Source organism: Paraburkholderia phenoliruptrix, from assembly GCF_047325075.1.
Taxonomy (GTDB): Bacteria; Pseudomonadota; Gammaproteobacteria; order Burkholderiales; family Burkholderiaceae; genus Paraburkholderia; species Paraburkholderia phenoliruptrix.
Map to the genome: position 1 here is coordinate 172,370 of NZ_CP168531.1, position 26,153 is coordinate 198,522.

24 protein-coding genes are annotated in these 26,153 nt (G+C 64.9%); 15 read left to right on the top strand and 9 right to left on the bottom strand.

Features of this window, described 5'->3' with window-relative positions; genetic code table 11:
• Positions 1–371: 371 nt before the first annotated feature.
• The 6 genes from ACEN8U_RS12715 to bioB all read left to right on the top strand — a co-directional run bounded on the left by ACEN8U_RS12715 (position 372) and on the right by bioB (position 7,325).
• Positions 372–1,679, top strand: coding sequence for a dienelactone hydrolase family protein (locus tag ACEN8U_RS12715; protein WP_015001465.1), 1,308 nt, complete (start codon positions 372–374; stop codon positions 1,677–1,679).
• Positions 1,680–1,789: 110 nt separating this feature from the next.
• Positions 1,790–2,368 carry a plasmid fertility inhibition factor family protein gene (locus ACEN8U_RS12720; RefSeq protein ID WP_310104830.1) on the top strand — a complete coding sequence of 193 codons (579 nt, stop codon included), beginning with the start codon at positions 1,790–1,792 and terminating at the stop codon, positions 2,366–2,368.
• 592 nt (positions 2,369–2,960) lie between these two features.
• Positions 2,961–4,322 (top strand): adenosylmethionine--8-amino-7-oxononanoate transaminase, encoded by a 1,362-nt coding sequence (gene bioA / locus ACEN8U_RS12725; protein ID WP_310104828.1) that lies wholly within the window; start codon positions 2,961–2,963, stop codon positions 4,320–4,322.
• A complete protein-coding gene (gene bioF, locus ACEN8U_RS12730; RefSeq protein WP_310104825.1) occupies positions 4,322–5,506 on the top strand; it encodes an 8-amino-7-oxononanoate synthase in 1,185 nt (394 codons plus the stop codon). Before bioA ends, bioF begins: the two co-directional genes overlap by 1 nt.
• Complete coding sequence (bioD, locus tag ACEN8U_RS12735; RefSeq protein ID WP_041744866.1) at positions 5,503–6,231, top strand: dethiobiotin synthase; 729 nt, start codon at positions 5,503–5,505, stop codon at positions 6,229–6,231. The genes bioF and bioD overlap by 4 nt, the downstream gene beginning before the upstream one ends.
• Before the next feature lie 35 nt (positions 6,232–6,266).
• Positions 6,267–7,325, top strand: a complete 1,059-nt coding sequence (gene bioB, locus ACEN8U_RS12740; RefSeq protein ID WP_041744864.1) for a biotin synthase BioB — start codon at positions 6,267–6,269, stop codon at positions 7,323–7,325.
• A gap of 6 nt (positions 7,326–7,331) precedes the next feature.
• Here the strand turns inward: bioB and ACEN8U_RS12745 are convergent, their stop codons facing one another.
• Both ACEN8U_RS12745 and ACEN8U_RS12750 read right to left on the bottom strand, forming a co-directional pair.
• Positions 7,332–8,363, bottom strand: coding sequence for a sulfate ABC transporter substrate-binding protein (locus ACEN8U_RS12745; RefSeq protein WP_310104820.1), 1,032 nt, complete (start codon positions 8,361–8,363; stop codon positions 7,332–7,334).
• A 119-nt stretch (positions 8,364–8,482) separates the two neighbouring features.
• Complete coding sequence (locus ACEN8U_RS12750) at positions 8,483–9,085, bottom strand: alpha/beta hydrolase (RefSeq protein WP_310104817.1); 603 nt, start codon at positions 9,083–9,085, stop codon at positions 8,483–8,485.
• A 310-nt stretch (positions 9,086–9,395) separates the two neighbouring features.
• Between ACEN8U_RS12750 and ACEN8U_RS12755 the strand changes: the two genes are divergently transcribed.
• The 6 genes from ACEN8U_RS12755 (at position 9,396) to ACEN8U_RS12780 (ending at position 13,582) form a co-directional block, all read left to right on the top strand.
• Positions 9,396–10,337, top strand: coding sequence for a glyoxylate/hydroxypyruvate reductase A (locus ACEN8U_RS12755; protein WP_310104814.1), 942 nt, complete (start codon positions 9,396–9,398; stop codon positions 10,335–10,337).
• Positions 10,338–10,390: 53 nt separating this feature from the next.
• Positions 10,391–11,320, top strand: coding sequence for a hydroxymethylglutaryl-CoA lyase (locus tag ACEN8U_RS12760; protein ID WP_041744860.1), 930 nt, complete (start codon positions 10,391–10,393; stop codon positions 11,318–11,320).
• Between the two features lie 97 nt (positions 11,321–11,417).
• Positions 11,418–11,939 carry a YbaK/EbsC family protein gene (locus tag ACEN8U_RS12765; RefSeq protein ID WP_310104811.1) on the top strand — a complete coding sequence of 174 codons (522 nt, stop codon included), beginning with the start codon at positions 11,418–11,420 and terminating at the stop codon, positions 11,937–11,939.
• Positions 11,940–11,943: 4 nt separating this feature from the next.
• The gene (locus ACEN8U_RS12770; protein WP_013586910.1) at positions 11,944–12,171 is read left to right on the top strand and encodes a DUF1289 domain-containing protein; all 228 of its coding nucleotides are present in this window, start codon (positions 11,944–11,946) and stop codon (positions 12,169–12,171) included.
• A complete protein-coding gene (locus ACEN8U_RS12775) occupies positions 12,168–12,647 on the top strand; it encodes a MaoC family dehydratase (RefSeq protein ID WP_015001454.1) in 480 nt (159 codons plus the stop codon). Before ACEN8U_RS12770 ends, ACEN8U_RS12775 begins: the two co-directional genes overlap by 4 nt.
• Entirely contained in the window at positions 12,644–13,582 is a 939-nt protein-coding gene (locus tag ACEN8U_RS12780) for an MBL fold metallo-hydrolase (protein WP_310104806.1), read from the top strand. The genes ACEN8U_RS12775 and ACEN8U_RS12780 overlap by 4 nt, the downstream gene beginning before the upstream one ends.
• A 289-nt stretch (positions 13,583–13,871) precedes the next feature.
• Here ACEN8U_RS12780 and ACEN8U_RS12785 read toward each other — a convergent pair whose 3' ends face one another.
• On the bottom strand, positions 13,872–14,771 hold the full coding sequence (locus tag ACEN8U_RS12785; RefSeq protein WP_015001452.1) for a DMT family transporter: 900 nt from the start codon (positions 14,769–14,771) through the stop codon (positions 13,872–13,874).
• Between the two features lie 114 nt (positions 14,772–14,885).
• Here ACEN8U_RS12785 and ACEN8U_RS12790 point away from each other — a divergent pair, with 114 nt between their 5' ends.
• The gene (locus tag ACEN8U_RS12790) at positions 14,886–15,356 is read left to right on the top strand and encodes an Lrp/AsnC family transcriptional regulator (RefSeq protein ID WP_310104803.1); all 471 of its coding nucleotides are present in this window, start codon (positions 14,886–14,888) and stop codon (positions 15,354–15,356) included.
• 36 nt (positions 15,357–15,392) lie between these two features.
• Here ACEN8U_RS12790 and ACEN8U_RS12795 read toward each other — a convergent pair whose 3' ends face one another.
• Positions 15,393–16,283, bottom strand: a complete 891-nt coding sequence (locus ACEN8U_RS12795) for an alpha/beta fold hydrolase (RefSeq protein ID WP_015001450.1) — start codon at positions 16,281–16,283, stop codon at positions 15,393–15,395.
• A 64-nt stretch (positions 16,284–16,347) separates the two neighbouring features.
• On the bottom strand, positions 16,348–16,569 hold the full coding sequence (locus ACEN8U_RS12800; protein WP_310104800.1) for a hypothetical protein: 222 nt from the start codon (positions 16,567–16,569) through the stop codon (positions 16,348–16,350).
• 48 nt (positions 16,570–16,617) lie between these two features.
• Between ACEN8U_RS12800 and ACEN8U_RS12805 the strand changes: the two genes are divergently transcribed.
• Positions 16,618–17,577 carry a nitronate monooxygenase family protein gene (locus ACEN8U_RS12805; RefSeq protein WP_310104797.1) on the top strand — a complete coding sequence of 320 codons (960 nt, stop codon included), beginning with the start codon at positions 16,618–16,620 and terminating at the stop codon, positions 17,575–17,577.
• A gap of 62 nt (positions 17,578–17,639) precedes the next feature.
• On the opposite strand, the gene icmF is transcribed toward ACEN8U_RS12805, so the two are convergent.
• The 4 genes from icmF to ACEN8U_RS12825 all read right to left on the bottom strand — a co-directional run bounded on the left by icmF (position 17,640) and on the right by ACEN8U_RS12825 (position 24,466).
• On the bottom strand, positions 17,640–21,038 hold the full coding sequence (gene icmF, locus ACEN8U_RS12810) for a fused isobutyryl-CoA mutase/GTPase IcmF (RefSeq protein WP_413658365.1): 3,399 nt from the start codon (positions 21,036–21,038) through the stop codon (positions 17,640–17,642).
• 81 nt (positions 21,039–21,119) lie between these two features.
• Complete coding sequence (locus ACEN8U_RS12815; protein ID WP_013586902.1) at positions 21,120–22,067, bottom strand: LysR family transcriptional regulator; 948 nt, start codon at positions 22,065–22,067, stop codon at positions 21,120–21,122.
• Between the two features lie 295 nt (positions 22,068–22,362).
• Positions 22,363–23,448 (bottom strand): porin, encoded by a 1,086-nt coding sequence (locus tag ACEN8U_RS12820; protein WP_013586901.1) that lies wholly within the window; start codon positions 23,446–23,448, stop codon positions 22,363–22,365.
• Positions 23,449–24,022: 574 nt separating this feature from the next.
• Positions 24,023–24,466, bottom strand: a complete 444-nt coding sequence (locus ACEN8U_RS12825; protein ID WP_310104792.1) for a hypothetical protein — start codon at positions 24,464–24,466, stop codon at positions 24,023–24,025.
• Between the two features lie 566 nt (positions 24,467–25,032).
• On the opposite strand from ACEN8U_RS12825, the gene ACEN8U_RS12830 reads away from it, so the two are divergent.
• Positions 25,033–26,058 carry a bile acid:sodium symporter family protein gene (locus ACEN8U_RS12830; RefSeq protein WP_310104790.1) on the top strand — a complete coding sequence of 342 codons (1,026 nt, stop codon included), beginning with the start codon at positions 25,033–25,035 and terminating at the stop codon, positions 26,056–26,058.
• The last annotated feature ends 95 nt before the right edge of the window (positions 26,059–26,153 follow it).

Sequence of the window (26,153 nt, forward strand, 5' to 3'; positions counted from 1 at the left end):
CGTCACGGGTTCTCCTTGATTGCACAAAACAAAATTGTCGTGCCAGGATGAGGCCGTTGCTTCATGACGCCACCCTGCGAGAGCTCGCTGGTAAGGGTTCCGCAAGTTGCGCCGGCGCCGGCCGATAACCAGATATGAGGTTGCGGCCGCGGTTCCCCGGCAGCAGACGTGGCGTTCATCATCGGCGCGTGGGGTCGCGCCGGCCGTTGGGTTTATCCCGTGCGATCTCGATCTGGCGTGCGTGCGCTTCGCGCAATGCGTACGTGAGCATGTTTTTGTTTGTCGCAAATGCGGGCGAAAGGCGAATGTCAGCCGCGCGTTTCACCAAACAGACGTGCGATGTCGAGGCGGTTTTTCTGGCAGGTGCGTGAATGGCGTTGAGCAAGGTTCTGGCGAAGTGTGCGGCGATGGGTGCAGCGGCGATGTGCGCTGTCGCGGCCGCGCACGCCAACCCGCTCGCGGACGCCCCCGGACCGCTCGCCCGCGCGCAGGTGCCGCGCATCGCGTTGCCGGACGACATCTATCTGCCGAGCGCGCGCCTGAACGAGCAGATCATTCGCATTCCCGTCGACGCCGACGGACAGATCACGCTTCAAACGACGATTTACAAGCCGGATGGCGCGGGTCCGTTCCCGATGATCGTCTTCAACCACGGCAAGATTCCCGGCGATCCGCGTATGCAGGAACGCAGCGACCCGCTGCCGCTTGCGCGCGAATTCGTGCGCCGCGGCTACGTGGTGGTGGCGCCGAACCGCCAGGGCTTCGGCCAGTCGGGCGGCGTTTATCATCAGGACGGATGTGACGTCGAACGCAACGGCATCTCGCAGGCCGGCGACGTCGCGGCCACCATCGACTACATGTCGAAGCAAGCTTACGTCGACGCGTCGCACATTGTGGTGGCGGGCACGTCGCACGGCGGCCTCGCGACGATGGCGTACGGCACCGAAGCCGCGCCGGGCGTGCGGGCGCTCATCAACTTCTCGGGCGGCTTGCGGCAGGACGCGTGCGGCGACTGGCAAGGCAACCTGACACGCGCGTTCGGCGCGTACGGCGACAAGACGAAGGTGCCGTCGCTGTGGATGTACGGCGACAACGATTCGGTGTGGAACGCGCCCCTCGTGGCCGGCATGTACGCGGCGTATATCGCGCACGGCGCCAGCGCGAAAATGGTCGACTACGGCAAATATAAGAACGATGCGCACCGGCTCGTCGGCGACCGCGACGGCGTGCAGGTCTGGTGGCCGGCAGTCGAGGCGTTCCTTGCCCGCGTGGGCATGCCGACCGGCGTGCAATACCGCGTGGCGGATCCGGCCGCGCCGAAGGCGAGCGGCTTTGCTTCCGTCGATGCCGTGGACGCCGTGCCCTACGTCGACGAAGCCGGGCGCGCGGGCTACCGCAACTTCCTGCGCCAGTATCCGAGCCGCGCGTTCGCGGTGTCGGACACCGGCGCATGGTCGTGGGCCGAGGGCGGCGACGATCCGATGTCGGTTGCCATTGCGAATTGCCAGAAGCAGAGCTCGGCGCCTTGCCGCCTGTACGCCGTGGATAACTCCGTTGTCTGGGGCGATCAAGGTTCACGGACGGCTGACAGCGGCTCCGGCGCGCCTGGTGGTGCTTCCGCTTCTTCTTCTCTCTCTTCCACTGACGACGCGCGACCGGCTATTGCCAGCCGGGAATAGCCGCGCCGGTTCAGACCTGACGCCGCGCTGCCGACGATTGGGACTTCTCCCATTTTTGGGTATGGTCGTGCCCGCTATAAGTATGCGGACCATCACGACAGGAGAAGCACGTGAAGACGCTCTATGGCATCGCGTGGCACGCGAAGCAACGCTGCGCCGTATTTCAGATTCCGACAGCTAATTTCGGCACCGTGTTCATGCGCGTGTCCGCCTCGCCGGGAGACGCGAGCGTTGCGGTCGTCGAGGTCGACGCCGACCGGCTGCTCGAACAATGGCGGCGTACCGGCGGCAAACCCGAGCGATGCGCGGATGCGTCGCAAGCCTTGTGGCCGTCCGACGAAAAATTCGCTGCCGCCGAAATCGGCTTCATGGAAGGGCAATTCGACCCCGTTCCGCTTGCCCTCATGACATGCCGCGCGGAGAACGGCGGCTCCGTGCAATTGAGCATTGCCGACGGCGTGACGCGCACCATCTGGCTCCTGACCGCGGGCGCCACGATTTTCCCGGTGTCGTGCCCCATCGACGATGCGTGCGCATTGCAAGCACGCGCCGGGGCTGCCGGCAGCCGCGTCCGGACAACCGCGGATCTGCTCTCACCCGCGTCAGACGAGCAGTACCTGAAAGAGCTGCGCGCTGCCGAGCGGATGCAGGCTCGGCGCATTTTGCGGGATTTTGCGCAATCGAGATAGGAGAGGGACGGCGCGGGTTCGTATGTCGAAGCATCATTCCGGCGACGCCGCCTGCTTGCCGAGATCTGTGACGGCGACGGCAGCAACCATGCCGTCTTTCGCCGTTTGCATTCGGCCGACAACGAGCCGTATATGCGGGCTTGGATGAAGTAGACCAAGCAGGCTGGTTCTGGCTCAAAGTCTCAACAGCCTGACGGTGGTTGCTTTTCATAACACCGTGATTGGACCGGTAGAAGGCCAAAAAGGACGGTCGGTCGAGGCGGTCATTGCAGCCCGTGCCGGGCGCCGTTCAGACAATCCACCCGAAACCTCCCCCACTACGCCCAATACTTTGTCGTCGCTAACTCCGCCCATCCACACCCTTCCTTCCGTATCCCCAACGAGCTGCGCCGAACCGCCGCAAACCGCCGCCGCACAAGCCCAAACGCCAGGCAACCCGCTAGTGCAAAGCCCCAAAGAAACCGCTAATCTCGACCCCGCACGCTAGCCGACCGGCCCGGCGCAGCGCCTAGAATCTCCGCGTTGCGCCCCCAAAAACCTGACAAAAGAAACACCCCACGGCAGCGGCAACATGCATCCCTGGGAGTACCTCTTGGAAATGTCAGCAACATCACCTACATCGACGGAAGACTGGATTGCCCGCAGCCTGCGCGCGGTCTGGCATCCGTGTACGCAGATGAAGCATCACGAGCGCCTGCCGCTCGTGCCCGTCGCGCGCGGACAAGGCGCATGGCTCTACGACCGCGCCGGTCATCGTTATCTGGATGCGATCAGTTCGTGGTGGGTCAATCTGTTCGGCCACGCCAATCCGCGCATCAATGCGGCACTGAAGGATCAGCTCGATACCCTCGAACACGCCATGCTCGCGGGCTGCACGCACGAGCCCGCCGTCGAACTCGCGGAGCGCCTAGGCGCGCTCACTCATAACACGCTGGGCCATGCGTTCTTCGCATCGGACGGCGCCTCCGCCGTCGAAATCGCGTTGAAAATGAGCTTCCACTCATGGCGCAATCGCGGTTTCGCCGACAAGCAGGAATTCGTCTGCATCGCTAACAGTTACCACGGCGAGACGATCGGCGCGCTCGGCGTGACCGACGTCGCGCTGTTCAAGGACGCCTACGACCCGCTCATCCGCAACGCGCACGTCGTCGCTTCGCCGGACGCGCGACTCGCGCAACCGGGCGAGTCGGCAGCGGACGTCGCGCGTGGCGCGCTCGAACACGTGCGTTCGCTCTTCGAAGCGCGCGCCGCGAAAATCGCCGCGTTGATTGTCGAGCCGCTCGTGCAATGCGCCGCCGGCATGGCCATGCACGACGCGTCGTATATCGCCGGCTTACGCGCATTGTGCGACCAGTACAGCGTGCATCTGATCGCGGATGAAATCGCCGTCGGCTGCGGACGAACGGGCACCTTCTTCGCCTGCGAACAGGCCGGCATCTGGCCGGACTTCCTGTGTCTGTCCAAAGGCATTAGCGGCGGTTATCTGCCGCTGTCCATCGTGCTGTCGCGCGACGAAATCTTCGAGGCCTTCTATCACGACGATACCGCTCGCGGCTTTCTGCACTCGCATTCGTACACCGGCAACCCGCTCGCGTGCCGTGCGGCACTCGCCACGCTCGAGCTGTTCGCGAGCGACAACGTGCTCGCCGCCAACGCGCACAAGTCAGCGAAACTGAGGTCAGCGCTTGCGCCGCTGCAGGACCATGCGCACGTGCGCAATCTGCGTCAGTGCGGGACGATTTTCGCTTTCGACGCAGCCATCGAAAACGCTGAGCATGCCAAAACATTTTCGCGCCGCTTCTTCGAAAACGCCTTGCAGCGTGAGCTGCTGCTGCGCCCCATTGCGACCACGGTGTACCTGATGCCCCCCTACATTCTCGACGACGAAGAACTTGCGCTGCTCGCCTCGCGCACGCGCGAAACGTTCGAGGCCACGCTCGCGGAGGTCCGCTAATGCATCTCCTCGACAAACTTTCGCAGGGGCTCAAGGAAATCGACGAGCGCGGCTTGCGCCGTCGCCGCCGCACCGCCGACACGCCTTGCGCCGCTCACATGACAGTCGACGGCCGCGAGATGGTCGGCTTTGCAAGCAATGACTACCTCGGCCTCGCCGCGCATCCGCAACTGATCGCAGCCATCGCGGAAGGCGCGCAACGCTATGGCGCGGGCAGCGGCGGCTCGCATCTGCTCGGCGGCCACTCGCGCGCGCATGCGCAACTCGAAGACGACCTCGCGGAGTTCGTCGGCGGATTCGTGGACGCGCCGCGCGCCCTTTACTTCAGCACGGGCTACATGGCGAACCTCGCGACGCTCACCGCGCTCGCGGGCCGCGGCACGACGCTCTTTTCCGATGCGCTGAACCATGCTTCGCTGATCGACGGCGCGCGTTTGTCGCGAGCAGATGTGCAGATCTATCCGCACTGCGATATGGAAGCGTTGAGCGCCATGCTCGACGCGTCTGACGCCGACGTGAAGGTCATCGTTTCCGATACGGTGTTCAGCATGGACGGTGACATTGCGCCGCTGCCGCGCCTGCTCGAACTCGCGGAAAAGCACGGCGCATGGCTGATCGTCGACGATGCACATGGTTTCGGCGTGCTCGGTCCGCAAGGGCGCGGTGCGATCGCCGAGGCCGCGTTGCGCTCGCCCAATCTGATCTCGATCGGCACGCTCGGCAAAGCGGCCGGCGTGTCGGGCGCATTCGTGGCGGCGCATGAGACGGTGATCGAATGGCTCGTGCAGCGCGCGCGTCCGTACATTTTCACGACGGCTTCCGTGCCGGCCGCCGCGCACGCGGTGTCGGCGAGCCTGCGCATCATCGGCGGCGCCGAAGGCGATGAGCGGCGCGCGCATCTGCGGCAATTGATCGAACGCACGCGTGCCATGCTCAAAGCCACGCCGTGGCTGCCGGTCGATTCGCACACGGCCGTGCAGCCGCTCATCATCGGCGCGAACGAGGCCACGCTCGAGATCGCCGCGTCGCTCGATCGAGCAGGTTTGTGGGTCCCCGCGATCCGTCCGCCGACCGTGCCCACCGGCACATCGCGCCTGCGCATTTCGCTGTCCGCCGCGCATTCGCACGCGGATCTGGACCGGCTGGAAGCGGGCTTGCAACAGACAGGAGCGCTGGCCGCATGACCTCTGCGCATTCCGCCCTGTCCGTGTTTGTCACCGGCACGGACACCGAAATCGGCAAGACCTTCGTCTCGTCTGCGTTGCTGCGAGGCTTCGTTCGCGAGGGCCTGAAGGCGGCCGCGATGAAGCCGATCGCCGCCGGCGCGTTCATGCTGAATGACGAACTGCATAACGAAGACGCGGATCAGCTCGACGCGGCGTCGAACGTGCTGCTGCCGCCCGACATGCGCACGCCGTATCTGCTGAAGGAACCGGCCGCGCCGCATATCGCGGCGGCGTTGGAAAACGTCGCATTCGATATCGAACATATCGTCGCGTGCCATCGGCAAGCATTGACGCGCGCCGATGTCGTCGTAGTGGAAGGCGTCGGCGGCTTTCGCGTGCCGTTGACGGCGACGCGCGACACCGCCGATCTCGCCGTCGCCCTGAAGCTGCCGGTGGTGCTGGTCGTCGGCATGCGCCTTGGCTGCATCAACCACGCGCTGCTCACCGCCGAGGCTATCGCCGCGCGCGGACTCACGCTGGCCGGGTGGGTCGCGAACCGCGTGGATCCGGACATGACCTTTCCCGACGAAAACATCGCGTCGATCCGCGAGCATCTCGCGCGCGAACATCACGCGCCGTTGCTCGGCATCGTGCCGCATTTGAGCCCGGCATCGGCCGAACTCGCGGCCGAACGGCTCGACATTCCACGGTTATTGCAAACGCTGCGTGACGCGCAGCGCTGAATCGAACATCACATCCATTCATGAGGATCGACCACATGACCCAACTGAACATCGCTCCGTCGTCCGCGGGCACAGCCATCAATGCCGATGCCGCGACCCAACAACTCGCGCGCTGGCGCGTCGCCGACATTGTTGCGTTGTACGAACTGCCGTTCAACGACCTGATGTTTCGCGCGCAGCAAACGCATCGCGAACATTTCGACGCGAACACCGTGCAACTGTCGACGCTCCTGTCGATCAAGACCGGCGGCTGCGAGGAAGACTGCGCGTACTGTCCGCAGTCGGTGCATCACGACACCGGTCTGCAAGCCGACAAGCTGATGCCGGTCGACGAAGTGCTCGCCGCCGCGAAAGCCGCGAAGGAAAATGGCGCGACCCGTTTCTGCATGGGCGCCGCGTGGCGCAATCCGAAAGACCGGCATCTCGAGCCGATCAAGGACATGATCCGCGGCGTGAAGGCGATGGGACTCGAGACCTGCGTGACGCTCGGCATGCTGGAAACGCACCAGGCGCAGGCGCTGCGCGAGGCGGGCCTCGACTACTACAACCACAATCTCGACACGTCGCCGGAGTTCTACGGCCAGATCATTTCGACGCGTACTTACCAGGATCGCCTCGACACGCTTGAACGCGTGCGCGATGCGGGCATCAACGTGTGCTGCGGCGGCATTGTGGGCCTCGGCGAGTCGCGCCGCGAACGGGCCGGACTGATCGCGCAACTGGCGAACATGGACCCGTATCCGGAGTCGGTGCCGATCAACAATCTGGTGCAAGTGGAAGGCACGCCGCTGACCGGCACGGAATCGATCGATCCGTTCGAATTCGTGCGGACCATCGCGATTGCGCGCATTACGATGCCGCGTGCCATGGTGCGCCTGTCCGCGGGCCGCGAGCAGATGGACGAAGCGCTGCAGGCCATGTGCTTCCTCGCGGGCGCGAACTCGATTTTCTACGGCGATCAGTTGCTGACCACGAGCAATCCGCAAGCCGAAGCGGACCGCAAGCTGCTCGCGCGCCTCGGCATTCGCGCCGAAGCCGCGCAGCAGATGCCGCTCGACAGGAGCGGCTGCGAGCACGGCTGCGACCACGCGTAACGCGCGTTACTTCCTGTCGACGATGATCTGATCGAAAGTCCCCCCGTCGGAGAAATGCGTCTGCTGCGCTTTCTGCCAGCTGCCGAACATTTCTTCGACGGTGAAGGTCTTGATCGGCTTGAACTCCGCCGCGTGCTTCGCGAGCACGCTCTTGTCGCGCGGACGCAGATGGTGTTGCGCGATGATCTCCTGCGCGGCGGGCGACCACAGATAGTCGAGATACGCCTGCGCTTCCTTGCGCGTGCCGCGCTTGTCGACCACCTTGTCGACGATCGAAACCGGCGGCGCCGCGAGCAGGCTCACCGACGGATACACCGCCTCGAAGTTGCCCGCGCCCACGCCGCTGTTCATCAGCGCGACCTCGTTCTCGAAAGTCACCAGCACGTCGCCGATGCCGCGTTGCGTGAACGTCGTCGTCGCGCCGCGGCCGCCCGTGTCGAGCACCGGCACATTCCGGAAGAGCGCTTTTTCGAAGTTGAGCGCGTCGGCGTCCGTGCCGCCATGCTGCTTGCGATAGCCCCACGCGGCCAGATACGTGTAGCGTCCATTGCCGGATGTCTTCGGATTGGCGATCACCACCTGCACGCCGGGTTTCGTGAGATCGTCCCAGTCCTTGATGTGCTTGGGATTGCCCTTGCGCACGAGAAACACCATCGTCGTGGTGTACGGCGCGCTGTCGTCCGGCAGGCGCGTGCGCCAGTTAGCCGGGACCAGTTGGCCTTTTTCGGCGAGCAGGTCGATGTCGTTCGGCTGATTCATCGTCACGACGTCGGCCTGCAAGCCCTGCAATACCGACAACGCCTGCGCGCTCGACGCGCCATGCGACTGGCGGATCGACACAGTTTCACCGATCTTTTGCCTGTAGGCCGCAATGAAGCCGGCATTGATGTCCTTGTACAACTCGCGCGTCACGTCGTACGACACGTTCATGAGCGACGTATCCGCGAGCGCTGCTGAGCTGCCGCCAAGCCCGAAGCCGAGCGTGATCGCCGTAACGCCGGCCGCCAGCCAGCGCGAAGTCCCCGTTCTGCCTGCCATGTTGTCCCCGCTGTCGATGATAAAACCCGTGGCCGCACCGTCGCGGCATGAAGCGGGATTCTAGCGGATCGCCTGTCGGCGCCGCGCCGCGCAAGCGGTGCCCAACACGGCGCGCGTCGTCAGACCAGGGCGTGCTGCGCGACCTCCAGCGTCTCGTCGCCAAATCGCAGCGGCGCCGCGCAGTGCACCAGCGTGTCGATGAAATACTTGGCCCTCGGCCACGGTCCGAATCCCGCTGCGGTATTGATGTGCCCCGCGTCGCCGAGATTGACGAAGGCGCTGCCGAACCGGTGCGCCAGTTCGCGCGAGCCGCTAAGCGGCATCCACGGATCCGTTTCGCTGCCGATCAGAATGGACGGCACGCCGAGGCGCCGCGCCTCGAACGGCCCCGCGAAGGCGAATTTTTGCGGGCTCGCGGGCGCGACGAACAGTACGCCGACCACCTCGTTCGCATACGATGCCTGCTGCAACGCGTGGGCGGTCGCGAGGCAGCCGAAGCTGTGCGCGGCCAGCACGAACGGTCCGCGTTCGCGCGCGAGCAGCTCGCGCAACGAGTGGGCCCAGCCTGCGACGTCAGGCGCGTCCCAGTCCACCTGTTCGACCCGCAGCGAGCGCGCGAACTGGCGCTCGAGCCACGTCTGCCAATGTGCGCCTTCGCTGCCGTGCAGGCCCGGAACGGTCACGAGCCGCGGCGGCCACGGCGATCTGGAGCATGAAAGCATGTCTGTCCCTCGCAAAGGGAAACCGGGCAGCCATTGTCCCGCCGCGAGGCGCGCCGACGAACCAAGTTTTTGTGCTTTGTTTATGGGCGGAAGCTGCGCGGATGGCGAACGCGGCTGCGTACGGTCGTGCGCAAGCGCGCGGGATTGCCGGCGAAAAAGTAGAATGAAGCCTGCTTATAAAAGGAGGAGCCCTCATGTCGCCAGCGTCGCGCGCCGCGCCTCAGCCGTCGCGATCCGCAGAGCCGCCCTGCCGGGTGCGCGCGGCTTGTCGCGCCAGCCGGAGCCATGGCGCATTCCACGGTGAAGCCGCATGAAAATCCTCTTTTATATGCCGGACGCCGAAGCTGCCGCTTGGCTGCATGACTTCGCGCGAGCGCTGCCTCACGCCGGCCTGCGTGAATGGCAACCCGGCGACACCGCGCCCGCAGACTTTGCTGTCGTCTGGCGGCCGCCGCGCGAGATGCTGGCCGGCCGCGCCGATCTGCGCGCCATCTTCAATCTGGGCGCGGGCGTCGACGCCATTCTCTCGCTCGAGCGCGAACAACCCGGCAGCTTGCCGCGCAATGCGCAGTTGATCCGCCTTGAAGACACCGGCATGGCACCGCAAATGGCCGAATATGTGACGCACGCGGTGCTGCGTTATCTGCGGCGCTTCGACGAATATGCAACGCTGCAGCGCGAGCGCCGCTGGCACGTGCTCGATCCGCACCCGCGCGAAGCGTTCACGGTCGGCGTGCTGGGTCTCGGTGTGCTCGGCACGCATGTCGCCCGAACGCTCGCGGCATTCGGCCTGCCCGTGCGCGGTTACAGCCGCGGCGCGAAAGAGGTGGAAGGCATCGCCGCGTTCGCCGGCGAAGCCCAGTTCGACGCGTTTCTCGACGGCGCGAAAGTACTCGTCAATCTGCTGCCGCATACCCCGGACACCGCGAACGTGCTGAACGCCCGTACGTTTTCGAAGCTCGCCCGCGGCGCGTACCTGATCAACGTTGCGCGCGGCGCGCATCTCGTCGAAGCCGATCTGCTTGACGCGCTCGCGAGTGGCCAACTCGCGGCCGCCACGCTCGACGTGTTCCGGCAGGAGCCGCTGCCGCCGGATCATCCGTTCTGGCAGGAGCCGCGCATTACCATCACGCCGCACATGTCCGCGCTGACCTTGCGCGAAGAAAGCGTCGCGCAGATCGCCGGCAAAATGCTCGCGCTCGAACGAGGTGAAGCGGTCAGCGGCGTGGTGAATATCGAGCGTGGCTATTGAGCGCCGAAACACCTTGAGCAAGCGCCGTCACTACAACTTTGCGGAGACACATCATGGCCCTACCCCAGCAAGTGAAAATCGTCGAAGTCGGTCCGCGTGACGGGTTGCAGAACGAGAAGGAGTTCGTCCCGACGGCGACCAAGATCGAATTGATCAATCGTCTTTCCGCGGCCGGCTTTCGCAACGTGGAGGCGGCCTCGTTCGTGTCGCCGAAATGGGTGCCGCAAATGGCCGACGGCGCCGAGGTGATGGCCGGCATCGAGCGTCGTTCCGGCACGATCTATTCGGTGCTGACGCCGAATCTGCGCGGCTTCGAAGGCGCGCTTGCCGCGCGCGCCGACGAGATCGTGATCTTCGGCGCCGCCAGCGAAGCGTTCTCGCAGAAAAACATCAATTGCAGCATCGCGGAAAGCATCGAGCGATTCGTGCCGGTCGCGCAAGCAGCGAAGGAACACGGCCTGCGCATACGCGGCAGCGTTTCGTGCGCGCTGGGTTGTCCGTATCAGGGCGAGGTGCCGGTGGCGTCGGTGGTCGACGTGGTGCAACGTTTCGCGGCACTCGGCTGCGACGAGATCGACATTGCGGATACGATCGGCGTCGGCACGCCGAAGCGCACGCGCGAAATCTTCGAGGCCGTGACGCGCGTGTTTCCGCGCGAGCGTCTGTCCGGGCATTTCCACGACACCTACGGCCAGGCGCTTGCGAACATCTACGCGGCGCTGCAGGAAGGCATCGAGATCTATCACGCGTCGGTGGCCGGACTCGGCGGCTGCCCGTATGCGAAGGGCGCCACCGGCAATGTCGCGACGGAAGACGTGCTGTATCTGATGAACGGCCTCGGCATCGAAACCGGCATCGACCTCGCGCAGGTGGTGGCCATCGGCGATTTCATTTCGACGACGATCGGCCGGCCGAACGTATCGCGCGCGGGCAAGGCGTTGCTCGCCAAGGCGCGTAGCGAAGCGGCGGCCAACTGCGTGTGAGTGTGCCCGGCTCGGAAACACTTCCACGCATTTGGAAACAGACGTACTCCCGCAACATCATGAACCCAGATCCGCACCCAAAGTCAGGACCCAAACGATGACGGACCACGCTTTTCTCGACGCCGACGACCTCACCGCCCTGCCCGACTCCGCACGCCGCGTCGCGCTGCTGTTGCGCGAACGCGGTCACGCGGGGCGAATCGTCATGCTGCCGGAAACCGGCAAGACATCCGCCGAAGCCGCCGCCGGGCTCGGCTGCTCGGTCGCGCAGATCGCGAAGTCGATTCTGTTTCGCCGCCGCGAAGACGGCGCGCCGGTGCTGGTCGTCGCGAGCGGCGCCAATCGTGTCGACGAAAAAAAGGTGGCGGCGCACGTCGGCGAAATTGGCCGCGCGGATGCGAAGTTCGTCCGCGAAAATACCGGCTATGCGATAGGCGGCGTGTGCCCCGTCGGCCATGCCGTGGAACCCGTCACGCTGATCGACGAAGATCTGCTCGCGCTCGACAGCCTCTGGGCCGCCGCCGGCCATCCGCACGCGGTGTTCAATCTGACCGCTGAAGAACTGATCGCGCTGACGGGCGCGCCGGTGGCGGACGTGGCGCTGCGCGAAACGGCCTGATCCGATGACAGCAGCAGACGATCAGGCGACGAAAGGCGGTGGCGTGCCGTCGCCGTGCATCAACGTGTGCCGCATGGATGCGTCGACGGGCTGGTGCGAAGGGTGCCTGCGCACCATCGACGAAATTGCCGGCTGGTCGCTCTACGACGACGACGAGAAACGCGCGGTGTGGGACGCGCTGGCGTCGCGCCATGCCGAATTCATCGCCAGCCAGACGAAGGTGCAGCGATGAACGCGCCGCCGCGCATTGTCACCGTCGGCGAGACGTTCAGCGCGACGCTCACGCTGTCGGCGGATTCGGTGAAGTCGTTCGCGACGCTCGTCAACGACCTGAACCCGCTGCACCACGACGACGCTTATGCCGCGCAAAGCCGCTTTGGCGGCCTCATCGCGTCCGGCACGCAGCCCACCGCGCATTTCATGGCGCTGCTGGCCACGCACTTTTCCACCTACGCGCAGCCGCTCGGCCTCGAATTCGACATCAAGCTGAAGAAGGCCGCGCACGCGGGCGACACGCTCGTCATGACGTGGCGTGTGCGCGATGCTTACTGGAAGCCAAGCCTGAACGGCGACCTCACGCATCTGGACGGCACGGTGAAAAACCAGCGCGGCGAAGTTGCCGTGGTCGGCGCGTCGACCATTCTCGTGATGCCGAAACCCGACGCGCCGGCCCGCGCCGAAGCTGGCAACGGCAGCAGCGCGCCATGAACACGTTGCCCGCAGCGGTGCGCGTGTTCGAGCGCGGCTGGCTTTCGTCGAACAACGTGCTGATCGTCGACGACGCGTGCGCGGCCCTCATCGACACCGGCTATGCGACCCATGCACAGCAAACGCGTGCGCTCGTGCAGCAGGCGCTCGGCGACCGCCCGCTCGATCTGATCGTCAACACGCATCTGCATTCGGATCATTGCGGCGGCAATGCGCTCCTGCAAGCGACGTGGCCGTGCCGCACCCTCATTCCTGCCTGCGAAGCCGAGGCCGTGCGCCACTGGGACGAAACGCGCCTGACTTTTCGCGCGACCGCGCAGCGCTGCGAGCGCTTCGGCTTCACAGGCACGATCGCGCCAGGCGCGACGCTGCAGCTCGGCTCACTCGATTGGCAGGTGCTCGGCGCGCCCGGCCACGATCCGCATTCGCTGATGCTCTATTGCGCCGAAGAGCGCCTGCTGATCAGCGCCGACGCGCTGTGGGAAAACGGCTTCGGCGTGATCTTTCCGGAACTGGAAGGCGAAAGCGGCTTTGCGGAGCAGCAGGCGGTGCTTGACGCCATCTCCGCGCTCGACGTGCGCCTCGTGATTCCCGGCCATGGCGCGCCGTTCGCCCAGGTTGACGCGGCGCTGGAGCGCGCCTTCTCGCGGCTCGCGTGGCTGCGTGCCGATCCGGCGCGCAATGCGAAGAACGCGCTGAAGGTGCTGATCGTCTTCAAACTGCTCGATGTGCGCGCAACGAGTTTCGCGTCGCTGCTGCGCATGCTCGACGACGCAGCGGCGATGCGCGCAGCGGCATCGATGCTCAAGCCGCGCGGCGAATGGCCCGCGCTTCTGAAGGGTCTTGTCGATGAACTGGCCGGCGCGAATGGGCCGCTCACGGTGGACGGCGAGTCGATCGTCGTTCGTGTTGCCGGGCACGCGCCCGCGCGATAGCGCACGCAAAAGCACACGCGAAAGCGCCGCCACAAAAAGAAAGCCGCTCAACCTGTTACGGCGAGCGGCGGAAATTCTGTCGGACGTGATCAGCGTCTCACTGAATCATACGCGCGCGCGATTTTGAGCCGCATCAGTGATTTCCCTACAGATGCATGACGACGGCTGTTAACCCGCATACACGCGGCCAAATGGGCCGGGCCTCGTGCCCATCTTACGAATCATTAGTCGGCTGATATGAACAAACAGGTTCGTTTGCAATCCGTAGCATCCGCGGAAAGCGCCTCGTTCAAACCGATGGCACACGCCTTTGCGGCACGATCCGCCAACCCAGATTGACGCCCGCGGCGGCCAGCAGAATCAGCACCGCGCCCAGCACCTGAATCCACGCGAGCGTCTGCCCGAACGCGATCCTGTCCACGATGATCGCGACCACCGGATAGATAAACGACAGCGCACCGGTCATGGAGGTGGGCAGCTTCTGGATCGCGCCGTACAGCAGCACATACATGAGGCCCGTGTTCACGACACCCAGCACGATCAGCTCGAGCCATTGCACGCCGGTAGCGGGCAGTGCGTCGAAACGCACGAGCGGCGCCAGCATCACCACGCCGAGCAACACCTGGATCAGCGCGATGAGATGCGGCGGCGTGCCTTTCAAACGCTTCGTGATAATGGACGACACCGCATACATCGCGGCCGCGCCGACTGCATACGCGATGCCGGTCAGATAGTGCCCCGGCACGGCCAGTACGGCAGGCTCGACTTTGACGACGAACACGAGCCCCACGAACGCGAGCACTAGCCACACCACCGTCGACGCGCTAATGCGCTCGCGGAACACCACGGCGCCGAGCGCGACGAGCATGAAGGGCTGCGTGTTGTAGACCGCGGTCGCCATCGAGATCGACGCGCGCGAGTACGCGGCGAACAGCAGCACCCAGTTGGCGACAATCGCAGCGCCGCCTAGGAGCGCAAGCCCGAGCATCTTCCACGAGAACAGGCGGCGCCTGAAGAGTCCGAGCATCGCGCACACGAGCGCGAGCGTCGCGCCGCCGAAAATGCAGCGGAAGAACACCACATTGAAGGCGCTTTGCTGCGACGACACCACCAGCCAGCCGATGGTGCCCGACATCAGCATGGCAATAGTCATCTCGGCTGCGCCGCGGCGGATTTCGTTTGAAGCCATGGTTCGATCCTCGAATGGATTCCTGCATGGCAAGCAGTGTAAATAATCCGATTCGCCGAATACATGGCTAAACTTAAGCACCAGCGCAACTAAACCTCATATTCGAAGGCTGTCATGACAAAACGCCTTGCTCCCTCGGCGCCTGTGTCGCTCGACGAAATCGACCGCGCGCTCATCGCCGCGCTCGCCCAAGATGCGCGCCGCCCCGTCAGCGAACTGGCGCGGCTCGTCGGACTCTCCGCGCCCAGCACGGCCGAGCGCATCCGCAGGCTGGAGGCGCAACGCGTGATCGAGCGCTTCACCGTGCAACTCGACCCGCGCGCGCTCGGCTTCACGCTGCAGGCCATTGTCCGCGTGAAGCCGCTGCCGGGGCAGTTGCATCTGGTAGAAGACGTGATCCGGCGAATTCCGGAGTTTGTCGAATGCGACAAGGTGACGGGCGACGATTGCTTCATCTGCCGCCTTTATCTGCATTCCATCGAGCAGCTCGACGAGATTCTCTCGAAGGTCACCGAGCGCGCGGAGACCAGCACGGCCATCGTCAAATCGACGCCGGTCGCGCGGCGGCTGCCGCCGCTCGGCTAAGCGGCGGCGGCAAAACCTCGCGCGCTCACCGCGCGTTTACCGCTCAACCGCTTCGAAAAAAGCCAGCATTTCGGCGACGAGTTGCTCGGGCGCCTCTTCGGGAATGTAGTGGCCGCAGGGCAGCGCGCGGCCGCTCACGTCGCGCGCCACGTGGCGCCATTCAGCGAGCGCGTCGAAACACTTTTCGATCACGCCTTTCTCGCCCCACAACACGCGTAAGGGGCACGCAATCTTGTGCCCGCGCTCGATGTCGGCACGATCATGTTCCAGATCGATGCTTGCGGACGCGCGATAGTCCTCGCACATCGCGTGCACCGCGCCCGGCTGCGCGAGCGCCGCGCGGTAGGCATCGAGCGACGCAGGTTCGAAAGGCGCAAGGCCCGCGTGACGGCCGCCCATCACCGCATCGACATAGGCGGCTGGATTCGCGCCGATCAGCGTTTCCGGCAGTGGCTCGGGCTGGATCAGGAAGAACCAGTGGAAGTAATGCGTGGCGAACGCGCGGTCGGTGGCTTCGTACATGGCGAGCGTCGGCGCGATGTCGAGCAGCATCAATCGCTCGACGGCGTCCGCGTAGTCGAGCGCCATGCGATGCGCGACGCGCGCGCCGCGGTCGTGCGCGCAAACAAGGAAGCGCTCGAAGCCGAAGTGGCGCATCACGGCGACCTGGTCGGCGGCCATCGCGCGTTTCGAATACGGCGTGTGCGCGGCGTCGCTCGGCGGCTTGCCCGAGGCGCCGTAGCCGCGCAGATCGGTGGCGATCACCGTGAAGTGCCGGGCCAGTTCCGCGGCACAACGCCCCCAGATCAGATGCGACTGCGGATGGCCGTGCAGCAGCAGAAGCGGCGGCCCTGCCCCGCCCTTGACTCCGAAGATATCCGTATCGCCCGCGACGACGCGAAAGGGCGTGAAATGGTCGAAGGGCATGAGCGGTCTCGTGTCGTTTGAAGTCCGTGCATTGTAAAAGCCCAGCGTGTCCGCCCGAGGTGGGTTAGCCCACGCAGGCGTAGAACCTGAACACTCCTTCCAACCGTTCTAAACGTTCTGGCGAACGCGGCAGCGGCGCTTCGCCTATAATCGAACGATCGTTCTTAAACGTTTGAGCGGCCAGGCGCAACGTCGCGGTCTGCGGTTTTGGCGTCTGCGCTTGTGCCGTCCGCGGTTTGGCCGGCCTCAACGTGCCGCTCGCCGCATTGCCGCTAAACTCACCCATAGCCGGGCGCCTTGCGCGCACCGGCTCGTCAATCAGGAGACCCGCACCATGGCTTTGCCCGCCGTTCTGCAAAATCTGGCGCTGCCCGTCGTCGCCTCGCCGATGTTCATCGTCAGCTATCCCGAGCTCGTGCTGGCGCAGTGCAAGGCCGGCATCGTCGGCTCGTTTCCGGCGCTGAATGCGCGCCCCGCCGAACTGCTCGACGAATGGCTCACGCAAATCCAGACGCAGCTCGCCGAGCACAAGGCGGCGCATCCTGACGCGGTGGTCGGACCGATTGCCGTCAACCAGATCGTTCATCAATCGAATACGCGGCTCGAACACGACGTGCGCGTGTGCGTCGAGCATAAGGTGCCGATTTTCATCACGAGCCTGCGCGCGCCGGCGCGCGAGATCGTCGATGCGGTGCATAGCTATGGCGGCATCGTGCTGCACGACGTGATCAATCTGCGGCACGCGCAAAAAGCGCTCGAAGCGGGCGCCGACGGCCTCATCCTGGTGGCGTCGGGCGCGGGTGGCCACGCGGGCACCACTTCGCCGTTTGCGCTCGTCGGCGAAGTGCGGCGGATTTTCGACGGCCCGATCGTGCTCTCCGGCGCGATTGCCAACGGCGGCTCGATTCTCGCCGCGCAGGCCATGGGCGCCGACCTCGCGTACATGGGCACGCGCTTCATCGCGACGAAAGAGGCGCACGCGGTGGAGAGCTACAAGCAGGCCATTGTCAATTCGACGGCGTCGGACATCATCTATACGAACCTGTTCACGGGCGTGCACGGCAATTACATCCGCGAGAGCATTGTCAACGCGGGGCTCGATCCGGACGCGCTGCCGGAATCCGACAAGACCAAGATGAACTTCGCCAGCGAAAAAGCCAAGGCGTGGAAAGACATCTGGGGCGCGGGCCAGGGTGTCGGCCTGATGGACGACGTGCCGAGCGTGAGTGAACTGGTCGCGCGTCTCGCGAAGGAATACGACGACGCGAAGGCGCGCCTCGGCATCGCGCGCTGAGTTGCGCGAGGGCGCGCTTTGAGGCTTTGCCCTGACCTTGCAGCGGCATCGCCGGCCCAAGCCTACATATTCCGCCGATACTGCCCGCCCACCTCGAAGAGCGCGTGCGTGATCTGCCCGAGCGAGCACACGCGCACCACGTCCATCAGCACGGCGAAGACATTTTCGTTGTCCATCACCGCGCGTTTCAGCCGCTCGAGCGCGGCGGGCGCGGCCTCGCGATGGCGCGCCTGAAAATCGCGCAGGCGTTTGAGCTGGCTTTGCTTTTCTTCCTCGGTGGAACGGGCGAGCGCGATGGGCTGCGGCGCTTCGTGCGGATGCGCGCTCAGAAACGTGTTCACGCCCACAATCGGATATGAGCCGTCATGCTTGCGATGCTCGTACAGCATCGACTCGTCCTGAATACGGCCGCGCTGATAACCGGTCTCCATGGCGCCCAGCACGCCGCCGCGCTCGGTCAGCCGGTCGAACTCGGCGAGCACGGCTTCTTCGACAAGATCCGTCAATTCGTCGATCACGAAGCTGCCCTGATTTGGGTTCTGATTCTTCGCGAGCCCCCATTCGCGATTGATGATCAACTGAATCGCTACCGCGCGCCGCACCGACTCCTCGGTGGGCGTGGTGATTGCCTCGTCGAACGCATTGGTGTGCAGCGAGTTGCAGTTGTCGTAGATGGCGATCAGCGCTTGCAGCGTGGTGCGAATATCGTTGAAGTCGATTTCCTGCGCATGCAGGCTGCGGCCCGACGTCTGCACGTGATACTTGAGCTTCTGGCTGCGCTCGTTCGCGCCGTAACGCTCGCGCATCGCGACTGCCCAGATGCGCCGCGCGACGCGGCCGAGCACCGTGTACTCCGGGTCCATGCCGTTAGAAAAGAAGAACGACAGGTTCGGCGCAAAGTCGTCGATCGACATGCCGCGGGCCAGATACGCCTCGACATAAGTGAAGCCGTTCGCGAGCGTGTAGGCGAGCTGCGAGATCGGGTTCGCGCCGGCCTCGGCAATGTGATAGCCGGAAATCGACACCGAATAGAAATTGCGCACGCCGTGTTCGACAAAATACGCCTGAATGTCGCCCATCACTTTCAGGCTGAACTCGGTCGAAAAAATGCACGTGTTCTGACCTTGGTCTTCCTTCAGGATGTCGGCCTGCACGGTGCCGCGCACGTTCGCGAGCGCGAGGCGGCGCGTGTCGGCGAGTTCGTCGCCGGTGAGCGCACGGCCGAGCTGCTGCATCCTGCGCGCAATCTGCTGATTGATGGCGACGTTGAAAAACATCGCAAGGATGGTCGGCGCCGGGCCGTTGATCGTCATGGAAACCGACGTTTCCGGCGCGCACAGGTCGAAGCCGTCGTAGAGTGCGTGCATGTCGTCGAGCGTCGCGACGGACACGCCCGAATTGCCGACCTTGCCGTAGATGTCGGGGCGCTCGTGCGGCTCCTCGCCATACAGCGTGACCGAGTCGAACGCGGTCGACAGACGCTTGGCGGGCATCCCTTCCGACAGCAGTTTGAAACGCCGGTTGGTGCGCGACGGATCGCCTTCGCCCGCGAACATGCGCGTGGGGTCTTCGTTCTCGCGGCGGAACGGGAACACGCCGGCGGTGAACGGGAAATACCCCGGCAAGTTTTCAAGCATCAGCCAACGCAGGATTTCGCCGTGATCGACGAACCGGGGCAGCGCGACCTTGCGTATCTGCGTGCCCGACAATGTCGTGACCGTGAGCGCCGTGCGAATCTCGCGGTCGCGGATGCGGGCCACGTGTTCGTCGCCGGAATAGGCAGCGACGGTTTGCGGCCACGCATCGAGGAGCTGGCGTTCGCGCTCGCCCAACGCTGCCGTGCGCCGCGCGATCAGCGCGTCGAGCCGGGTTGCGGACGACGGCTCCGCGCTGGCCTCACTTTCATCGGCGCGGGCTTCGCCCAGCATCCGCCGTGCTTCGACGAGTTGCCAGCGCTCTCGCGCGATGCGCGCCTGCGCCTCGGCGCGCTCGCGATACGCGTGCACCGTCTGCGCGATTTCAGCGAGATAGCGCACGCGCGCGGGCGGCACGATCGCGTGGCGGCCGCTCGAAAATCGCACGTCGGCGCGCGCGGAGAGGCGCCCGCCGCACGCGCGCAAGCCATGCCGTTGCAGCGCGTTCGCGATGTGCCGGTAGAGCGCGGTCACGCCGTCGTCGTTGAAACGCGAGGCGATCGTGCCGAACACCGGCATCGCGTCGGGCGATTTCGCAAAGTCGCCGCGGTTGCGCTGCACCTGCTTCGCGACGTCGCGCAGCGCATCGGCTGCGCCTTTGCGATCGAATTTGTTGATGGCGACGAAGTCGGCGAAATCGAGCATGTCGATCTTTTCAAGCTGACTTGCCGCGCCGAACTCGGGCGTCATCACATACAGCGACTCGTCGACGAACGGCACGATCGCCGCGTCGCCCTGACCGATGCCGGACGTCTCGACGACGATCAGATCGAAGCCCGCCGCCTTGCACAGCATGAGCGCGTCGGGCAGCGCGTTCGAGATTTCGCTCGACGCTTCGCGCGTCGCCATCGAGCGCATGTAGACGCGCGCGCCGCCGCCCCAGTCGCCAATCGCGTTCATGCGGATGCGGTCGCCGAGCAGCGCGCCGCCCGACTTGCGGCGCGACGGGTCGATGGCGAGCACGGCGATCGTCAGCGCGTCGCCGTAATCGAGCCGGAAGCGGCGGATCAATTCATCGGTCAGCGACGACTTGCCCGCGCCGCCCGTGCCGGTGATGCCCAGCACGGGAATCTGCACCGCCTGCGCGAGTGTCGAGACCTTGTCGCGCCCGGCGGCACTTACGCCGCCCGATTCGAACGCGCTGATGAGTCGCGCGAGGCGGCGAAATGCGAGGCCGGTTGCGGCGTCGGCCTGCGCTTCTTCGCGCGTTTCTTCGCACGCTGGCCGCCGCGAGACCGGCCGCGCTGTCAGCGCGTCGATCCATTCGCCGACGGCGCCTGCATGCTCCGCCGACGTTTCCCGCGCGAGCGCCGCGCAGCGCCCGATCATGTCGTCGATCATGCCTTGCAGGCCGAGCCGCTGGCCGTCGTGCGGCGAATAGATTTTCTCGACGCCGTATTGCTCCAGCGCGACGATTTCCTCGGGCACGATCACGCCGCCGCCGCCGCCGAACACCTTGATGCGCTCGCCGCCGCGCGCTCGCAGCAGATCCACGAGATAGCGAAAATATTCGTTATGGCCGCCCTGGTAGCTCGACACGGCGACGCCGTCGGCATCTTCCTGGAGCGCGGCGGTCGCGACTTCATCGACGGAACGGTTGTGGCCCAGGTGGATGACTTCCACGCCGCTCGCCTGGAGGATGCGCCGCATGATGTTGATCGACGCGTCGTGCCCGTCGAACAAGGCTGCGGCAGTGACGAAACGCAAGCGCCGGCCGGCCGGCAGCTCGTGGCTGGCGGCGCGCTGCGGCGAGGACAGATCGGTCATGTCTCCCCCAGATCATTACGCGGTTGGCGTGTGCGGGTGCTGGCAACCAGTATAGCGAAACGGGTCGCGAAGGCTCGCGGGTCAGCCCGCGCGCGGCGGCACGGCCAACGCCTTGATCTGTTCGAGCGACGGCCACAGCGATTCGTTCGCGAAGCGCTCGGCGAAAAAATCCACGAACGAACGCACCTTCGCCGACAAATGGCGGCGGCTTGCATAGACGACGTGAATGGGCAGCTCGCGCGGCGGCACTTCGTCGACGAGCAGCGGCACGAGACGCCCCGCGGCCAGATCGGCGCCGATCACCTCCGTGCCGAGCAACGCGATGCCCGCGCCTTGCAGCACCATCACGCGTTGCGCCTCGAGGTGGTTGACGATCAAGTTGCCGGACAGCCGCACGCGCGCGACTTCGCCGGTGGTTTGCAGCACATCGAGCCCGGACACGCCGGCGTACTGGATGAAGTTGTGGCGCGCGAGGTCGGCGGCGGTCTTCGGCGTGCCGCGCCGGCGCAGATAGTCGGGCGACGCGCACAGCACCAGATGCGCCATTGCGATCGGCCGCGCAATCAGCGACGACGACTTCAGGCCGCTCGGCGACGCGCGGATCGCAACGTCGAAGCCTTCGTCGATCAGCTCGACCACGCGGTCGGACAGGGTGATGTCGACGGTCACTTGCGGATACTGCGCGGCGTAGTCGGCGACGGCGGCCATCACGTGGCTCAGCCCGAAGGCCGACAGCGACGACACGCGCAAGCGCCCTTGCGGCACAACGCTCGCCGCGCCGACCACCTGCTCGGCTTCCTCGAGTTCGGTGAGCACCTGGCTCAGACGCTCGTAGTATTCGCGGCCTGCTTCGGTCGGCGCGACGCGGCGCGTGGTGCGGTTCAAGAGACGCGCGCCCAGCTGCTGCTCGAGATGCATCACATGCTTGCTCGCCATGGCGGCCGACATTTCCATCCGCTCGGCGGCGCCGACGAAGCTGCCCACCTCCACCACCTGCCGGAACACTTTCATGCTGACGAGGGTGTCCATCCGAATCGCTCGCTTAAGGAATGAATCGGCGTCATTTTGCCCGCTTTATCAAGGGCGAGTGAGGAAAGGGTGGCGTGAGCTGCTGAAAAGAAAAAGCCCGCGTTCGCGAGGAAGCGGGCTTCTTGGGATTGAAGGGATGCGGTGCGGCTGGTGGCGCGATGGCTGGTCAGTCGCGGCCGTGGCTCGTGACTCGTGCGGTCGCCGTGAGGCCGGAGCCGTGAGCCTTGAGGCGTGAGCCACCAGCCGCCAGCCGTGGACCGGGGCCAGCCGGCCCATCGCGCTTAAGCCACGACGCCTAGAACTTCGCGCGCAGGCCGACGCCGTACGTGTTGCCGCTCGACTGGTTGCTGATGTGGTCGTAGAGATAAGCGGCGTAGACATCGGTGCGCTTCGAGAGCGGATAGTCGTAGCCGACCGCGGCGGTCTGGCGCGTCTGGTCGAAGCCGCCGCCGTCGCGCGAGTACGCGTACGAGGCCATCACCGTGCCCGGGCCCACCGGCACCGACACGCCGCCCTGCGCCGTGTTCACGTGCCAGCTCGTGAGCGTCTGGTCGTTGTGGGTGTACATGTACTGGCCGAACAGCTTCACGTACTTCAGGTCGTACGAGACGCCGAGCTGCGCGACGCTTTGCGCCTTCAGGCCCGGCACGCCCGACGAATCGAAGCTGCCCAGATCGCCCGGCGTGTTGTTGAAGTTCACGTACTGGTAGACCGCCGTCGCCGCGAACGGGCCGTGGAAATACAGCACCTGGCCGCTCCACTTCTTCGCGCCGTTCTGAGTCGTGTTGCCAAGCGCGTACATCGCGCTCGCCGACAGGCCGTTGAAGTTCGGCGACTGGTACTGCACCGCGTTGTTCCAGCCGGAGTCGCCGGTCACGCCCTGATCGGTCGAATAGGTCGGGAACGTGCCGAGGCCGAGGTACACGTGGTAGACCATCGGCGAAAAGACGTACGAGTCGATGAACGGATTGAACAGAATCGTCGAGACGAACAGTTCCGTCGTCAGGCGGCCCGCCGTGACCGTGCCGTACGGCGATTCGATACCGACATAGGCATTGCGCGAGAACGTCGTGTCGCCGGTAAAGCGGCCGTACTGGCCGTTCTGCGCGCGGAAGAAGCCTTCCAGCGTAAAGATCGCCTTGTAGCCGTTGCCGAGATCCTCAGCCCCCTTCAAGCCCCAGTACGACGTCGACATGCCGCCGCCGGACACCTGCACCGCGGTCTTGCCGCCCGGGAATTTCTGCGCGCCGACCCATTCGTCGACCTGACCGTAAAGCTGCACGCTCGATTGAGCGAAAGCGGACGATGCGCTCGCCAGCAAAGCCGCGCACGCGGTTGCCTTCAAGGTGGTCTTCAGCGCACGGCTGATGCTTGTTTTCATGGATTCTCCAGTCTTTGTCAAAAAGGTGTGGCTGTGCGAAAGGGCAAGCTCGCGCAAACCATTGTTGTTGTCCGTCCGATCGTCGAGCCAATCTGGGCGGGACCATCTTTGCGGACCATTTTTATAAACAAAAATATGGCTGGTTATTGCGGGTATATCAGTCCGATTAGTTTTGTCGCTTATCGGCCTGCTAAAAGGCCTTGCCAGGCACGGGGTCGCGGTACTGCGGCCAGCGCTCCTGCTCGCGCAAAGCAGCGCCGCCATGCGTCAGCCGGTCAATAACGCATCAGATGACATGCCGATGACGCGTCGCCGCATAAACGCCACGATTTGACGACGCGAGGCCGTTTGTTGCCGAGTATTTTTCAAAAAAGTGTGGCGTCGATACGTCAATTGGAGAACGCAGTTTCGGCGGCGCGTGGCAGTGAATCGAGATGTAATGCGCGCAAGAAGCTAATTGAAAGGATGGGTGGCCGCGGAAGGTGGGAAGTAACAGGCGTTCAGAAGCGCCCGGCGCAGGCGCAAACGCGCCGCGTCCCAGTCAGGCGCGCGACCTAAGCCGGGAACCGGCTTCTCAGTTGCGGTAAGGGGAACCTTCGGGCGGGCGGCCGTCGTCGGCCTGGCGCTGCATGGTGCGCAGCGAACTGCGTTCTTCGTTGTAGCGCGCGACGTCGGCCCGGATCGAGCCCGAGCGCACCGGCGCATTGGACTGCGGCCGTTGTCCCGGGCGGGACTCGGCGCTGACCTGCGTGATGACGCCGCGATACGGGATGCCGCCGCGGCCTTCGCCCGGATAAGCGCCCGGCCCGGCCACCCGGCGAATATTCGAGTCCGGCTTGGCAGGGCGTTGCAAGTCCCGGCCCACGTCGCGGTTGACGTAGTTGCCATGGCCGTACGTATCGACGAAAAAACGCGCGCCGCCGGGCAGCGCGCCGGGGCCTTTCGCATAGGCGAACGAGCACAGCGCGACGATCAGCGCGCCCCACGACCAGTGCTTCGTTCTCGACAACCCGTCCACCCGTGACTCACTTGCCCGAAGACTTGCCTGAAACCCGCCGTTCGAGCTGCGGCGGACTTGTTGAGGGACTCGCGCGGACGCCGCGGACATGCTGCGGCGCGGGGCATTCCCGACGGCCATTGAACGGTAATTTATGGTCGTGGTGAGAGGGTGTCGAGCCAAAAAGTGTTAGGCCTCGCCCGCTGTTGTAACACCTTGTTACTGCGACGTTTTTCTACGACAGATCCCTTGCGGAAACCGCCTGATAGCGCTTGCCGGCAAGGCCTCGACCCTTCGCGGAACGCGTAGCAAAAAAGGCGGCGATGCACGGTGCATCGCGCGTCTATAGTCTCAGCAAGCGGCGCAAATGCGCTGCGTCGGCGAACCCCGAGAACGCGCTCCGGGCCACCTGCCGCGCACGCGTAAAACCATCTCGAATGCGTTGAATGCATCAATCGATTCGGCAAATGAATTTGCGTTTTCAATCGCTTTAGCGGGACAATACTGGTTTTCCCTGACGTCGATACGCCGCGCTTTGCGCACGCGCCTTGCGTACAGTCCCGCATCACCGATTTCGAGAACCCGACATGGCCCGCCCGAAACTGCTTCCCGACAACTTCACCTTGTGCCTCGTCGGCACCGTGATACTGGCCAGCTTGCTGCCGGTTCACGGGCAGGCCGCCGTGGCGTTCGACTGGGTGACGAACGTGGCAGTCGGCCTGCTGTTCTTCCTACACGGCGCGAAGCTTTCGCGGGAAGCGATTATTGCGGGCGCGACGCACTGGCGTCTGCATATAGTCGTATTGCTCAGCACGTTCGCGCTGTTTCCGCTGCTCGGCCTCGCGCTTAAACCGCTCCTTTCGCCACTTGTCACGCCGGCGCTCTACGGCGGGATCCTCTTCCTCTGCACGTTGCCGTCGACGGTTCAGTCCTCTATCGCGTTCACGTCCATTGCCAAAGGCAACGTGCCGGCCGCCGTATGCAGCGCGTCGGCCTCCAGCCTGCTCGGCATCTTCGTCACGCCCGCGCTCGTCAGCGTGCTCGTCACGAATCAGGCGGCGGGCGGTAACTCGCCCTGGCACACCATTGGCAATATCGTGCTGCAACTGCTGGTACCGTTCGTGGCGGGCCAGCTGCTGCGCCCGCTGATCGGCAAATGGATCGAGCGGCACCGCGGCGTGCTCAAGTTCGTTGACCAGGGGTCGATTCTGCTCGTGGTGTACGGCGCTTTCAGCGAGTCCGTCACCGAAGGTTTGTGGCACCAGATTCCGCTCTCCGCGCTCGGCGGCGTGGTGCTCATCAGCGTGGCGCTGCTCGCGCTGGCGCTGGCCGTCACCATTGTCGTGAGCAAGCGGCTCGGCTTTTCCCGCGCGGACCAGATCACGATCATCTTCTGCGGCTCCAAGAAAAGCCTTGCCGCCGGCGTGCCGATGGCCAAGGTCATCTTCGCCTCGCAGGCCGTGGGCGCCGTCGTGCTCCCGCTGATGCTGTTCCACCAGATCCAGTTGATGGTGTGCGCCGCGCTCGCGCAGCGCTGGGGCGCCCGCGACACCAGCGGCGAAACTCGCGCCGCCACACGTGAACGGACTGCCGCCGCCGTCGCTCGCCGTTGAGTACGCGTGCAATGCAAATAGGACATTCATAAGCGCCCTCCCTGAGCGTCGTTTTTCCAAAAGCCGCCTTGCGCGGCTTTTTGTTATTTCACGCG